Genomic DNA, 12,797 nt, shown 5'->3' on the forward strand with positions numbered 1-12,797 from the left:
AATGAAGTAGCCATCAGTATGACAGAGAAAGGAGATCCTTATGAAAATGCAATAGCAGAGCGGATGAATGGCATTCTGAAATCAGAGTTTGACCTGGCAAGACAGTTTAACAACTACGAAGAAGCAGCCAGCGCTGTTACAGCAGCTATCCGGATTTACAACCAGCAACGGCCTCATGCCAGCTGTAATTATCTGACGCCGGAGCAGGCCGCTACTCAGAAGGGAACCCTACTATCCCGATGGAAAACAAGAAAAAAACGAACTGTAAACCAAAATCAGGATTACAGCAAGCTATTGTAAACTTCAAACAGGATTATTTAACCAACGTGTAAACCTATTCCAGGACAAGACATATATAGCTTAGATACGGCTTATATATGGCTTATATATAGCTTATCTGACAATCGGCAGGCAATAAGACGACAGATGCACCAGGAACTGGCAAGGTGATTTCACCGCCTCCGCGGATTGAAATGGTGGCATAGATTCTCTTATGTGCTTGTATGAAGAAGCGGGTCTCCCGGGCTGTTATGGTCACAAACAGCAGGCATTCCGTATAGCCGGAGACCTGGAATGAGTTAAGCGCTTTTTTGAGTATTTTCAGGAGCGAAACGACTACGGAATGGAAACAGCCTACTATTTGGATAAATTTCAGAAAATTGCCAATGATCTTGATCAGCAGCATTTCAGCGAAAAAAAGCTGGAATCCAAAGTTGGGATATGGCTGCATTCTGTGGCCTTGAAAGTCCAGAAAAGATCCTGGATCAATGCGTCACAATTGGCAAGGCCCTTCGAGGAATCCATCTTTTTCTCTGTCTGGGTGAACGACGAATCGGCCCGGACAGGCAAACTGTATTATAACATACATGCCTTAAAATTAAGGCAATTGACGGGCTATAAGATAAAGAGCCGGGATTTTGCCACTGCGTTCAGGATGAGGTTCAAGGCTTTTGAAATGAAATGGCCTAATGTTCGCCTGGATCTTGGCCCGCTAACGCTTATGGAAGGTTGGGTTGTATTGGATGAGGAGCATTTTGCAGCTACAGTGAAGGATCTGACATATAATTTTTCAGCGATAGCTTTTATCATCGATGAACTGTTGGAAGAAAGGAAAATTCCGGTTGAACTAGCTAAATAAACTCGATACGCCATTTGATCCATACTATTCAAAGGCCGTCACACGAACGGCCAGGAAGAGGTTTTCACAAAAAAGAATCCGGGACCTTGGAACCTCCAGGGCATTATTATGTGAACTACAAGGACGTTTAACCCTAAACTAAACGACCTGGATCAAAATCAGCCGAAATCGTTCTATATTTATCGTTATATACTCAATAATACAACGGCAAATTTTACAGGAGGCTATGGTCAAAAATTTACTCATCGCACTTTGCTTCACCACCACCTTTCCATACGCCCAAATGCCAGGGCATACAGACAGACACCCGATTTTCAGATCCATTTATAAAACAATAGTCATGAAATTATATATCCTGTTCCTGTTTTTAAACGTATGTACATTACCGGTACTGGCGCAGCAAAAGCCGGCTGTAAAAATATCCGGAGAGGTAGCTACGCCGCTTACTATTTATGTTGACAGCTTAGCGCAATGGCCCCGCATTACCGTGAACCTGAAGGACCGGGATGGAAAAGACCATTCCTATTCCGGTACGCCCCTGCAAGCCATCCTGGAAAAAGCCGGCGTTACCATGGGTAAACAGCTGCGGGGCAAGAACCTTAGCAAATACCTGATGGTAAAATGTGCGGATGGTTATGAAGTGCTGTTTTCCCTGGCGGAGCTGGATAGCAGCTTTACAGACCGGCAGGTGATACTGGCCAATGAAACAGACGGGCATGCCCTGCCGGCAGACAAAGGTCCTTTGCGGCTGGTGGTGCCGGGCGAGAAGAAACCTGCCCGCAGCAGCTTCCAGGTGGTGGAAATGGTGGTAAGGTTTGCGAAGGATTAAATATTCGTAACTTAAAGGCCAAAGAGATCCCTCAATTTGCCCATGCAGTACAATGATAAAGAAGCGGCGCATACCGGTAGCCGCGCAGCAGCGGAACAACGCTCAAACGGCCGGCAGCTGCCGGCAGTAGCCTGGCCTTATATAAAGCAAGCTCCAACATCCACTGCTCCCCTTCAGCGGCAGCCTGTTATACAACGGGTGAATGAAGAAAAGCTAAGCGTTTTTCCTGAACATGGCGCTGACCCCAGGGATGTACAAAAAGTAAGCGATGCGCTGGTAACCATCCGGGCTGCATTTAAAGATAAAAAAGCACTTTTTGAAACCGGTACGCTGGCCACCATGCCCAATACATCTGGCTTAACAGGGCCACCTGCCAAGGCGGAAAAAGACGCGCGGGTTAAAACCGTTATGACGGATTACCCGGCTCTTTTAAAAAGTTTTGATCCCATTGCGGAATTGAGGAAAATACCGCCCTTTAGCAACGGGGAGCTGGTATTAGGCGAAAAAGATGAACATGGCGACCGCGTGGTGAAAAACGGCAGTAACCAGGTAGTAGCTACTTTAATGTCGGACCAGGGGAGCTATTTACCGGACCTGGTAGGGCCCGACCATCCTGAAGACCTGCGCACCAAGTATAGCCGTTTTGATAAGCCTGAAAAGGAATATGTAGAAGATAATGTTGGCGTGCCTACACGGCGGTATGCATATGTGGAAAAAAGCTTTTACCAGTTCATGGAATTTTTAAGCATTGGCAGCATGACCGGCCGCTGGCAAATGCTGTCACAAGCTGCAGGTATACCCAAAAACCTGATGGACCCCAGCGATGGACAGGATGTTATAGAACAGATCCGTGGAAAAAAGGGAGACCCGCTAAGCGTACAGGAGCTGGCCGTGCTGCATAACTGGAAAGGAAGCGGCCTGCACCAGCGCGGATTAAGCCTTTCAGCCAGCCCGCGGGAAAAAGCCGTGTATAGTAATGACGGGGAATCATTCTCCTCCGCCGATGGCGTACGCCTTAAAATTGACCTGGCTAAAGTCCCCAAACAGGTAATGCTTATTAACCATTATACTCCCCTCAATAACCCGGCACACCTGGCAGGCATCGATGATAACGTAAGCGGCAAGGCCTTCAAAACAGTTCCTCCACCTAATACCGCAAAATATAACTATGAAGGCTCTGTGGTCAAGAACAGGGAATTATTCCTGGAATACTTAAACCCGGATTGGATTGTGGAAGTGAAAGTTCATGGAAACCCAGCTTCCCTGAAACCGGAACAGTTTGGCGGGGATGCCAGCGCTATGCACGCACAAGCCGGTGTATTAATGGGGCATGGCGATTATAAAAGCGGATTTACAAAAGGAGTACAGGACCATTTAGCCGGCAATGAAAATCAAAAGCCTGTGGATGCTACCAGCTCCGAAGGAAAAGGATGGGCCTCCGGGCAGCATTACAGTAAGTGGTTTGATAAAGGGGTGGCTTATAAAAACAGGGAGGCACACTGGAATGCAGGTGTACAGTATGGCCTGGAAAATTTCGGGACTCTTTTTACTGCCGGAAAAAATTTAGCCCAAATAACCATCAATATAAACGCCCTTCCTGCACATGCCAACTACAAGTTAGGTGCAATTGCTTTCATAGAACGGGTAATAAAATTGAGCTTTGGAGGTGTAGCCGCAGACAAGGACTTGAAGGTACCTGGAAAACAAAAGGCTTTACAGGCTGCAGCAAGCGTGGAAATGCCTTTAGGGTATGCCGGCCTGGCAAAAGAAGAAAGCGATGCCAAAGTGCTGGCCTTTGATATACAGCGCCTGGGCTGGGTACATGGCTACAGCGGCAGTGCACGGAAAACAGCCGTTGGGGCAGATTTTTACCAGAAAACGTAACTTATGTGTGGCACACCTTTGAAGTGTGGCACGTTAATCCAAATTCTTAATTGGGAACGGCGGAAAGTTGCTCCAGGTAAAACCTATGCTGCCCTGCGTGCCGGAGTCCACAAAGCGGAAATTGTAATTATCGTGCCCGTGTATGAATTTGGCTACAAAGCCAAAGGTCCGCATATTGTGAAAGGGGTAAATGCGGTAACCGGTTTCGCTCCGGAAGGGATTTACCCAGTTGTGCGCGCCAAAGATCCATTCTGCATTTTCAAAAAAACAATGCCGCACGCCTTTGGGGCTTACCTTGCTGTATTCATATCCGCCCAGCAATCTTACCCGCCCATAGATCTTAATATCTGCATCAGAAAAGCCGCCAAAGTTAAATAGCTGCAGGAAACGGTCGTGATAAAACAGCGCGCCCAGTTTCAGGGAGTGAATGCGGTTGGGGGTTACATCATCCAGCTTATTTATGCGGTAGTTAAATACCAGCTCTGTAAGATTGGTGGAAAAGTTGCCGCTTTTGCGGTTCAGGATGGCTGAAAGGTTGGTGTTGGGTGTAATAAGCCTGTAAATGCTATCGCTCTGCGGGGAGCCATCCTCATACTGCTCACTAAATGCGCTGCCGGCCTGCCCATTGGAGTAGTGGCCGCTTTCCAGCGATATGGTGAACAGGTTATTGCCCAGCCGGAACACCTGCTGCGTGCCTAGCAGAATACGGTAAGAGGGTGTTTTCACTGGCAGGGAATTTTCTGTATACATGCGCACCTGTGGTGTAAAAGAAGCATAGTAGGCCCGTACATGTGGCTTCCCGTCTCCCAGGCCCTGCAAAATGTTGTTGGAAAAACTGTAGCGTACAATGGGGTTGGCTTCAAACAGCACATTCTTTTCATACTTCACGTAGCTGGTGCGGAAGTTAATGTCCGCATCCTCCCCTACCGGATACACCTGTATAAAATCCCTGAACCCGTTCTTTTGGGCCATAACCGCAGCTGCCTGCAGCAGCGCAAACAACAGCAGGTAATATTTACAATTCATATCTGGGGTTTGGTGGTTATTGAAATAAGATCCTGTTGATAGCCGCAATCACCTGCGGATCTATATCATCGCTGTAAAACAATTTTGATTTAAAAGGATTGCTGTCATGAAAAAAAGTGAAGCTGAGCTGTAATGTCCTGATGCCGTCTACCACGGCTGCTGTATTGTCCTTGGAGGTGCTTTCTATAAAAAAGGTGTGGTCCACCTGCTGAAAGATCACCTGTTTGTTCTGCAGCACGGGGATCACCTTTGCAGCATCTGTATCACTGCAATTGTACAGGGAAAGAATGTTACCATACCTGGCCATAGTAATTTTTTTGGGGGTAAGCTATTTTGGAACAGTTATGCTCAATAAACAGCCAGGGACAGTATTTTGTTTAAATGCTTTTAATACAATCTGCCACCCAAGGGTACCTCCTGCTCCGGCTTAATAAGTACTACCTCGTTATTGTCATCCGGCACGCCCAGGGTTAACACCTCTGACATAAATGGCCCTATTTGCCGGGGCGGAAAATTCACCACGCATAATACCAGGGTACCTGGCAGCGCTTCTTTGGTGTAATGCTTAGTGATCTGTGCGGATGAGCGTTTAATGCCCAGCTCCGGGCCCAGGTCAATGGTGAGCTTATAGGCCGGTTTACGGGCCTCCGGAAAATCTTCTGCGGTAATGATCTTACCTACACGTATATCCAGTTTCTCAAAATCTGCTATCGTTGCCATAGGGCGAAGATACGCGTTGCAGAACAAAACACCCCTTTTGCAGATAAACCCCCGCATATGACAAAACACACGGCAGCCCGCTGCATAAAGCGGCTATTTTTGAAATGTACAAACCTTGTCACATGTCCTTTTGCCTGGAAACAACCCAACTCACCTACCGCTTTACAGGGCAGGAAACCGCTCTGGACAACATTCACCTGCAGGTGCCGCAGGGCAGCATTTACGGCTTCCTGGGGCCTAATGGCGCCGGTAAAACCACCACCCTGAAACTGGTGCTGGGCTTACTAAAAAAACAGCAGGGCCACATCACTATTTTTGGGAAGCCGTTTGAGCAGCACCGGGTGGCGGTACTGCGGCAGGTGGGCGCCCTGATCGAAAGCCCTTCTTTATACAGCCAATTAAGCGCGGTGGAAAACCTGCAGGTGCTGCAAACTATTTACCGCTGCCCAAGCCAACGTATACACGAAGTATTGCAGCTGGTGGGCCTGGCTAATACCGGGCATAAAAAAGCCGGACAGTTCTCGCTGGGTATGAAACAGCGCCTGGCCATTGCCATGACCTTACTACACCGTCCTGCATTGCTTATTTTAGATGAGCCTACCAATGGCCTGGACCCCAATGGCATTATTGAAATGCGGGAGCTGCTGAAAACCATCAGCCGGGAGCAGGGCATTACCATCCTTATATCCAGCCACCTGCTGCCGGAAATTGAAAAGCTGGCCACACATATCGGCATTATTCACAAAGGAAAGCTGTTATTTCAGGATACGCTGGAAACGCTGATGCGCAGCACTCAACAGGCGCCGGTATTGATCAGTACAAATAATAATACCCAAAGCCTGCAGCTGCTGCAAGCGCAGGGAGTGCATGTGGCGGCAGCGAACGGGCATCTGCTGATGCAGGGTGTTACCAAAGAAAAGATAGCCCTTATTAACCGGCAGCTGGTACTGGCAGGCATTGATGTATATGGCATTCATGCACAGCACCATGACCTGGAAGCCACTTTTATGGACCTTATTAATCATTAACATGCAACTATCTTTCTTTTACAGCTTTAAAAGCGAATGGCTGAAGACCCGCCACAGCCTGGCCTCCTGGCTTACCATAAGCGGCGCATTTTTTATCCCGGCCATTGTACTATTTCAGCGGCTCGTGTATGCGGCTGATTCGGCGGCGGTTAATGCATCCCCCCAGGTTTGGGAGCATTTGTATAAAGATAACTGGCAATACATGGCCGTATTGTTACTGCCCATGGGTGTAATACTGGTGAGCAGCTTAATTACCCAGCTGGAAGTAAAGAACAATGCCTGGAAGCTGGTACACAGCACCCCGCAAAAGCTGCACACTATTTTCAGCGCTAAGCTGGCAGTGATCCTGGTAATGCTGCTGCAATTCTTCCTGCTGTTCAACATCGGCATCTATCTTACCGGGGTGGTACCTGCCCTGTTTAACCGGCAGATACCTTTTCCCCGTACAGCCTTCCCCGTTGCGGCTTACCTGCGGGGTAGCGGCCATTTCCTTATAGCATGCCTGCCCATTGTAGCGCTGCAATATTTATTAAGCCTGCAGTTCAGGAACTTCCTGGTGCCGGTGGGCGTTGGGCTGGCCCTGTTAACGGCTTCCATCATAGCAGCGAAGTGGAAATATGGCTACATTATTCCTTACATTTACGGAACACTCAAATTTATTGGCAAACAACCGGCTGCAGCGCTATATACCTTACCCCTCAGCTATTTTTGCGGGTTTACCATCGCAAGCTGGTTATTGTATTATTATAAAAAGCAGAAAGCTTGAAAAGGTCCGCTGTTATATTGCTGCATTTAGGATACTGGTCCACTTATATATTACTGGTATCATTGTTCATGCTTATTTCTACCAGGGGGCACAGAACTTTTGCAGATATGCTGTACATATGGCTGGTGTCAGGCGCAGGCATTTTCAGCTTTTTACCCGGGGTGCTGGGCTTTTATTGCTTCTATGGCCTGCTATTCACCCGTTTCCTGCAAACTAAACGGTTCCAGGCGCTGTTGCTTTTTGGTCTTTTGGGGATGTTAAGCAGTGCCGTTATTACGCTTTTAATGCTCTCCATTCCCGGCACCTGGGGCGCGCGTGCAGACTGGCGGGAAATGATGTGGATGACCATTTTCCTGGCGCTGCTGGCCGGCATACATGGTGTAATTGGCCTGGTGATGCGGGGATTTATATCCTGGTATGGCGACATCCGTATAAAAGAGGAGCTTACGCAAAAGAACCATGCAACGGAGCTCGCGCTGGTAAGATCGCAGCTGAACCCGCACTTTTTATTCAACACCATTCATAATATTGATGTGCTGATAGAAAAAGATGCTGCGCAGGCATCGCTTTACCTGAACAAGCTGTCGGACATTATGCGGTTTATGCTGTATGAAACCAAAACGGAACAGATACCACTGTCCAAAGAGCTGGCCTATATTGAAAAGTATATTGCCCTGCAAAAGATCCGTACGGCCAATACGGATTATGTACATTATTCTGTGGAAGGAGAAACCGGTAACCTGATGATAGAGCCGCTGCTGTTTATCCCCTACATAGAAAACGCTTTTAAACATGCCCCCCACGAAAGAACGGCTAATGCCATCCGCATTCAGCTGTGCATTGAGGCCGGCAGGCTGGTATTTGACTGTGAGAACCGGTACAGCTTAGCCCCCCATCCCATTGAAGGCGCTAACGGACTGGGACATACGCTGCTGCAAAAACGCCTGGCGCTGCTGTATCCAAACAAACATACTTTAGCTATTACCCAGCAGGGGGGCATTTATAAAGTGAACCTTATATTGCATACGCATGAAAATTAACTGCATTATAGTGGAGGATGAGCCCTTGGCGCAGGAACGGCTGAAGAACTATATTCAGAAGCTGCCGTACCTGAACCTGCTAACCGTTTTTGATAATGGCGTAGATGCGCTGGTGTTCCTGAAAGCTACCCCGGTTGACCTGGTGTTCCTGGACATTAATATTGGTGAGCTCTCCGGCATTCAGCTGCTGGAAAGCGCCCGCCTGCAGCTGGAAGTGATCATTATTACCGCCTATGATGAATTTGCCCTCAAAGGCTTTGACCTGAATGTAACCGACTACCTGCTGAAACCCTATACGTTTGAACGTTTTCTGCAGGCTGTGGAAAAAGCAAAACAGAACCTCTCCAAACAGGCTGCTGTACCGGAAAAGAAGTTCATTTTTGTAAAAACGGAATACCGCCTGGAAAAAGTACTGCTGCAGGAGATCCTGTACATTGAAGGTATGCGGGATTACCGCCGTATTCATACCCTGCATAAACGTATTATGACCCTGCAAACGTTCAAAGAGTTTGAGCAGGAAATTCCGCCTGCCATTATTTGCAGGGTACATAAATCGTATATGGTGGCTATTGATAAGATCGATGCTATTGAGCGGGATGGGATCAAGATTGGGGAAATGATCATACCCGTTTCAGAAACGTACCGGAAAGGGTTTTATGGGCTGATCGTAAAATAAGAAAGGTGAATGAACAAAATTGCTCATTCACCTTTCCTGTTAAAAGCTTCATGTGTTCAGGCTGTAATTAGCAAACCCAGTAAGTTTCACCACAGGAAATAAACTGTGTGGTGGGTAAAGTACGTTGTTTGTTCTCTGCAGGCGCATTGGTTTTGCTCAGCTTGGAAATTTTGATCTTCACGATCTGCAATTTTTGAGATGCTTTCTTTTTCATGATCCAATAAGGTTAAAAGGTTGATAATAGCATCTAAAATAGGATAAAAGAAAATAGCAGGTAATCCTGTTAAAAGGGGGTTTTTACTGCGGTGTAATTGCTGCCCGGTTTGTTTTACCCAGGTATTGCATGGCAATGCGGTTCTCCGGTTTGCTGTCGAAGGTGTAAAGCACCAGCAGGAAGCACCATTCCAGGGGTTTCATGATAATGTACACAATGTCTGAAATGATCTTATTGTTGAAAATATTGTAGTAGCGATGGATAAGGTTACCTACTTTATTGTATTGCTTTCTTACAGAGCGGTGTACGGCCGGCATTCTTTCCTGCAACAGCTCCTCAAATGCGTTAGCTACCAGTAATTGCCGGTTACAGATAATGATGCCATTATTACGGGTTCCGTAGCGTACCGGCTTTACCAGGCGTTTATGCCCGTTGGCAGCTACGGAGCAAAGGTAGTGGCCGCCGCATTCTACGTTATCGCATTTATAGTCCCATTGGGAAAAGTTGTGGTGATAGGTTTCTGTAAATGCACGGATAATGGAATCCGGTTTTTGACCAAAGAGTAACAGAAAAATGATCACTATTACCAGGAAGGGCAAACAGAGGAGCAGTAATAATGGAAATTTGATCAGGGGTTGGGCTAATAATATTTTCCATGCCCAAACTTCTGTCCTTTTGTAGGGGGCGCCTTTTTCATATGTATGCTGGCTTATAAAAAGCTGCTGGTTCTTTATCAACATTAATAAGCCCAATAGTATAATGGGTATTGTTCCCAGCGCAACAAAAAGCTTATTGACTATATGAAACGAGAGCACAATATTGAATACAATACCAGCTATAAGCGCTACATTAACAGCTACTTCCATTACCGGTGTAGCCAGTTGTTTCCTGAACTTTGAATATCCGTAAGCGGCCAGCGCCAGCACAATGATAGTAATAACAGTTAGCTGGTGCGGGGAGGCAAAAGCCGCAGTATCAATTTCATCCTGCGCACAGCAAACGTTGCCTGCACCCCAGCCTGCGTAAGCCCAGGGGCCTGCCAACAACGCTCCTATCTCTGCCAGTGTAATAATATATCTATGCACGATCCCTTTCCAGCCTATTAGATAAGCAGCAAAGTCAATAAAAATTATTAGTGAGGATATAATCAGGAATGGTAAGATCTTTTCCAAGGATAATGATATTTAACAGGTATAAGGGTTGTTTAAGTGCAGTATCAATGCGTCCAGATCATCCCCTGCGGGTTAATGTTCCAATGATATTTCTGCGCTTCGCCAAAAGTTTTAAAATCCATCTTTTGTCCTAACATGATCTCTTTATAAGCCTGAAACATTTGCCGGGCTGCAATGATAGGCTGCATGCGTCCTACGCCGGTACAAAGGCCTGGTATTGCAACGGAAGAGATCCGATCGTCCTGCTTTGCCTTGATGAGAATGGCTTTCATGGCCAGGTAGGCGTTTACGGAAGTATCAATATTAAAGTTGGTGGGGATACGCATAGTAGGTGCTGATATTAAAAATGGCACCGTTTTATCACCGGTTTCTATTACCATTGCCTGGCCTACCAGCAGCTCCCCTTCCGGAAGTGCTTTTATTAATTGCTGCAGCCGCTTTTCCAGGTCCCAGCCAAAGCGTTCAGAAAGTGCATAGTCCAGCCCTCCGTCCATAAAACCGAAAGAGTTGGCTGGGCTTACAACGGCGTCACATTGCAGCTTTGTAATATCGGCTTCCATGATGGTTACATTTTCTTCTGCTGCAAAAAATTCTTTCCATGCGTCAGGGAGTTTGGATTCAATTGCGGCGAGTATGATCTTCATGTATTAAAATTGTATGTTTATCATTAATACCTGTATATAGGTAAAATAGGATTATTGAACTCACTTTGACTATTAATGCCCAATCCCCAGCTGCACCCGCGTGCTCATATTCAAGCTATACTGTTCTTCCGCCGGGACCGGTTTCCTTGAAACTGTATTTATATCCTCCCCTTCCTTTGTCCATAGGAAAGGATAAAAATTATATACCTTGGCGCCATCCAGCTGCTCAACTTCCTTTTCCCAACCCTTCCAGCGAAGGTTTTCATAGAACTTATTCAGATCTCCTGTAAAACAGAAAGAAAGAAAATCAGAATAGGTCATGTCCATCGCCTCCCATTCCAGGTTATCAGGCGCCAGGTAATAGACCTTGCCGGGATCATTCCCCAAAACGCCGCCATTAATGGCAAAGAAACCGCCAATTGCATCGTCTGCTACCAGCAGGTATGGTGGCTGTTCTCCAAACTCATTAAAGGTTTTGCCTTTATTCCAGTCCGGTAATGTTCTGTTAAGCCTTGCATGCCCGGAGCCCAGGATGCGGATCCATCCATGATCTACCAGCAAGCCGCCGGTCATATAAATTATAGCCCCCATTGGTGAGCGGGTAGTAACCTGTGTTTTGTACAAAGCATCTTTCCCTTTCTCCGGATTGCATGGTAATATTTCTACCTTATTGGTGGCAGAATCAATCCATTCCTTTACATACTGCCAACCCGGCTCTTTGGTATTAATCAGTTCCTCTACAGTCCTCATTTTATGCTGTGAAAAAGTTGGTGAATGAATAATAGTTAACAGAGAAAGTAATAATAAAATACGCATAAGTGGTAATTTATTTAATTGATGTCCCACCCCTACCAATAAACTTTATCATTGCAAAGGCCTGTGCAAGGCCAAAAGGGTTAAATGTTTGGTATAGGTTTTACCTTATCCTGTCAAAGATACAATTTGCACAAATTTTCCACCTTCTTTTCTTGTAAGCCTTGCCCCTATTGGTTCCTGTTGCTGCAACAATTATATTTGCCCCTTATTTTTAATTGCAGCATAGGAACTAACACACAAGCAGTACTGTAACCCGGTAACCCAAGACCTGCATGCACGTGCGCTTATGAGCGCAGGATAGTAACACTTTTAAACAACACCATATGAAAAAATTGATGACCTCCTTTCTGGCATTAACCATTCTTGCATTTGTATCCTGTAAGAAAGATCATGATGATGTACCCACGCCAGCCGGTATTGCCGGTACCTACACCCTTTACGAGGTAGAGCAGTATAACCCGCCCTCCACACATGCCCTGCCCAATGATGAAGGGGAGCACGGAAAACTGATAGTAACGGTTAGCAGCGAAACCGCTGCCAAAGTACAGCTGCTGCTGTATAAGAACGATCAGAAAGAAGCGGATGAAACATTTGATTGCAAGATAGGCAAGGATGCAGACGGCGATATTTTCCTGACCACTGTTGATGATAACAAGAACGCAGCTTACTTTTTTGATAATGAAGTAGACTTTTATGCTGTTCCCGGCTTTCGCCTGGGGGACCGTAAATAATGAATACTATGTAAATAAATAGCATTCCACCCCTGTATGGAATGCTATTTTTCCATAAAAACCTGCCTGAAATGTGATATTTTACCGGTAGCATCCACGTATCATCAAAAGCA

16 protein-coding genes are annotated in these 12,797 nt (G+C 46.3%); 9 read left to right on the forward strand and 7 right to left on the reverse strand.

Features of this window, described 5'->3' with window-relative positions; genetic code table 11:
• From BMZ54_RS27310 to BMZ54_RS27325, 4 genes are all read left to right on the forward strand, one after another.
• Positions 1–300 (forward strand): integrase core domain-containing protein (locus tag BMZ54_RS27310; RefSeq protein WP_143081156.1); only part of this gene is annotated, 300 nt, incomplete at its 5' end.
• Between the two features lie 322 nt (positions 301–622).
• Complete coding sequence (locus tag BMZ54_RS27315; protein ID WP_089919531.1) at positions 623–1,138, forward strand: hypothetical protein; 516 nt, start codon at positions 623–625, stop codon at positions 1,136–1,138.
• A 340-nt stretch (positions 1,139–1,478) separates the two neighbouring features.
• Positions 1,479–1,967, forward strand: coding sequence for a molybdopterin-dependent oxidoreductase (locus BMZ54_RS27320; RefSeq protein WP_089919533.1), 489 nt, complete (start codon positions 1,479–1,481; stop codon positions 1,965–1,967).
• Between the two features lie 42 nt (positions 1,968–2,009).
• Positions 2,010–3,851, forward strand: coding sequence for a hypothetical protein (locus BMZ54_RS27325; RefSeq protein ID WP_089919535.1), 1,842 nt, complete (start codon positions 2,010–2,012; stop codon positions 3,849–3,851).
• A 33-nt stretch (positions 3,852–3,884) separates the two neighbouring features.
• Here the strand turns inward: BMZ54_RS27325 and BMZ54_RS27330 are convergent, their stop codons facing one another.
• From BMZ54_RS27330 to BMZ54_RS27340, 3 genes are all read right to left on the reverse strand, one after another.
• On the reverse strand, positions 3,885–4,877 hold the full coding sequence (locus BMZ54_RS27330) for a hypothetical protein (protein ID WP_089919537.1): 993 nt from the start codon (positions 4,875–4,877) through the stop codon (positions 3,885–3,887).
• A gap of 16 nt (positions 4,878–4,893) precedes the next feature.
• Positions 4,894–5,184, reverse strand: coding sequence for a hypothetical protein (locus BMZ54_RS27335; protein ID WP_089919539.1), 291 nt, complete (start codon positions 5,182–5,184; stop codon positions 4,894–4,896).
• Between the two features lie 80 nt (positions 5,185–5,264).
• Positions 5,265–5,597 (reverse strand): tRNA-binding protein, encoded by a 333-nt coding sequence (locus tag BMZ54_RS27340; RefSeq protein WP_089919540.1) that lies wholly within the window; start codon positions 5,595–5,597, stop codon positions 5,265–5,267.
• 122 nt (positions 5,598–5,719) lie between these two features.
• Here BMZ54_RS27340 and BMZ54_RS27345 point away from each other — a divergent pair, with 122 nt between their 5' ends.
• Genes BMZ54_RS27345 through BMZ54_RS27360 form a run of 4 tightly spaced genes read left to right on the forward strand, consistent with a single transcriptional unit; the run spans position 5,720 to position 9,107 of the window.
• The gene (locus BMZ54_RS27345; RefSeq protein WP_089919542.1) at positions 5,720–6,625 is read left to right on the forward strand and encodes an ATP-binding cassette domain-containing protein; all 906 of its coding nucleotides are present in this window, start codon (positions 5,720–5,722) and stop codon (positions 6,623–6,625) included.
• A 1-nt stretch (position 6,626) separates the two neighbouring features.
• On the forward strand, positions 6,627–7,391 hold the full coding sequence (locus BMZ54_RS27350) for an ABC transporter permease (protein ID WP_162277684.1): 765 nt from the start codon (positions 6,627–6,629) through the stop codon (positions 7,389–7,391).
• Complete coding sequence (locus BMZ54_RS27355) at positions 7,388–8,431, forward strand: sensor histidine kinase (RefSeq protein WP_143081157.1); 1,044 nt, start codon at positions 7,388–7,390, stop codon at positions 8,429–8,431. The genes BMZ54_RS27350 and BMZ54_RS27355 overlap by 4 nt, the downstream gene beginning before the upstream one ends.
• The gene (locus BMZ54_RS27360; protein ID WP_089919547.1) at positions 8,421–9,107 is read left to right on the forward strand and encodes a LytR/AlgR family response regulator transcription factor; all 687 of its coding nucleotides are present in this window, start codon (positions 8,421–8,423) and stop codon (positions 9,105–9,107) included. The genes BMZ54_RS27355 and BMZ54_RS27360 overlap by 11 nt, the downstream gene beginning before the upstream one ends.
• Before the next feature lie 67 nt (positions 9,108–9,174).
• Here BMZ54_RS27360 and BMZ54_RS33010 read toward each other — a convergent pair whose 3' ends face one another.
• The 4 genes from BMZ54_RS33010 to BMZ54_RS27375 form a co-directional block, all read right to left on the reverse strand.
• Entirely contained in the window at positions 9,175–9,321 is a 147-nt protein-coding gene (locus BMZ54_RS33010) for a hypothetical protein (protein WP_156093029.1), read from the reverse strand.
• An 83-nt stretch (positions 9,322–9,404) separates the two neighbouring features.
• On the reverse strand, positions 9,405–10,493 hold the full coding sequence (locus tag BMZ54_RS27365) for a DUF6688 domain-containing protein (protein ID WP_089919549.1): 1,089 nt from the start codon (positions 10,491–10,493) through the stop codon (positions 9,405–9,407).
• Between the two features lie 44 nt (positions 10,494–10,537).
• Positions 10,538–11,137, reverse strand: a complete 600-nt coding sequence (locus tag BMZ54_RS27370) for a macro domain-containing protein (RefSeq protein ID WP_089919552.1) — start codon at positions 11,135–11,137, stop codon at positions 10,538–10,540.
• A gap of 72 nt (positions 11,138–11,209) precedes the next feature.
• A complete protein-coding gene (locus BMZ54_RS27375; protein WP_089919554.1) occupies positions 11,210–11,887 on the reverse strand; it encodes a DUF2625 domain-containing protein in 678 nt (225 codons plus the stop codon).
• A gap of 389 nt (positions 11,888–12,276) precedes the next feature.
• Between BMZ54_RS27375 and BMZ54_RS27380 the strand changes: the two genes are divergently transcribed.
• Positions 12,277–12,684 carry a hypothetical protein gene (locus BMZ54_RS27380; RefSeq protein ID WP_089919556.1) on the forward strand — a complete coding sequence of 136 codons (408 nt, stop codon included), beginning with the start codon at positions 12,277–12,279 and terminating at the stop codon, positions 12,682–12,684.
• Positions 12,685–12,797 lie beyond the last annotated feature (113 nt).

The sequence above is a fragment of the Chitinophaga rupis genome (genome assembly GCF_900109685.1).
GTDB classification, from domain to species: Bacteria; Bacteroidota; Bacteroidia; order Chitinophagales; family Chitinophagaceae; genus Chitinophaga; species Chitinophaga rupis.

Coding starts and splice junctions, on each gene's coding strand:
- BMZ54_RS27315 (WP_089919531.1), top strand. CDS start 623: ATGGAAACAGCCTACTATTTGGATAAATTTCAGAAAATTGCCAATGAT.
- BMZ54_RS27320 (WP_089919533.1), top strand. CDS start 1,479: ATGAAATTATATATCCTGTTCCTGTTTTTAAACGTATGTACATTACCG.
- BMZ54_RS27325 (WP_089919535.1), top strand. CDS start 2,010: ATGCAGTACAATGATAAAGAAGCGGCGCATACCGGTAGCCGCGCAGCA.
- BMZ54_RS27330 (WP_089919537.1), bottom strand. CDS start 4,877: ATGAATTGTAAATATTACCTGCTGTTGTTTGCGCTGCTGCAGGCAGCT.
- BMZ54_RS27335 (WP_089919539.1), bottom strand. CDS start 5,184: ATGGCCAGGTATGGTAACATTCTTTCCCTGTACAATTGCAGTGATACA.
- BMZ54_RS27340 (WP_089919540.1), bottom strand. CDS start 5,597: ATGGCAACGATAGCAGATTTTGAGAAACTGGATATACGTGTAGGTAAG.
- BMZ54_RS27345 (WP_089919542.1), top strand. CDS start 5,720: ATGTCCTTTTGCCTGGAAACAACCCAACTCACCTACCGCTTTACAGGG.
- BMZ54_RS27350 (WP_162277684.1), top strand. CDS start 6,627: ATGCAACTATCTTTCTTTTACAGCTTTAAAAGCGAATGGCTGAAGACC.
- BMZ54_RS27360 (WP_089919547.1), top strand. CDS start 8,421: ATGAAAATTAACTGCATTATAGTGGAGGATGAGCCCTTGGCGCAGGAA.
- BMZ54_RS33010 (WP_156093029.1), bottom strand. CDS start 9,321: ATGAAAAAGAAAGCATCTCAAAAATTGCAGATCGTGAAGATCAAAATT.
- BMZ54_RS27370 (WP_089919552.1), bottom strand. CDS start 11,137: ATGAAGATCATACTCGCCGCAATTGAATCCAAACTCCCTGACGCATGG.
- BMZ54_RS27375 (WP_089919554.1), bottom strand. CDS start 11,887: ATGAGGACTGTAGAGGAACTGATTAATACCAAAGAGCCGGGTTGGCAG.
- BMZ54_RS27380 (WP_089919556.1), top strand. CDS start 12,277: ATGAAAAAATTGATGACCTCCTTTCTGGCATTAACCATTCTTGCATTT.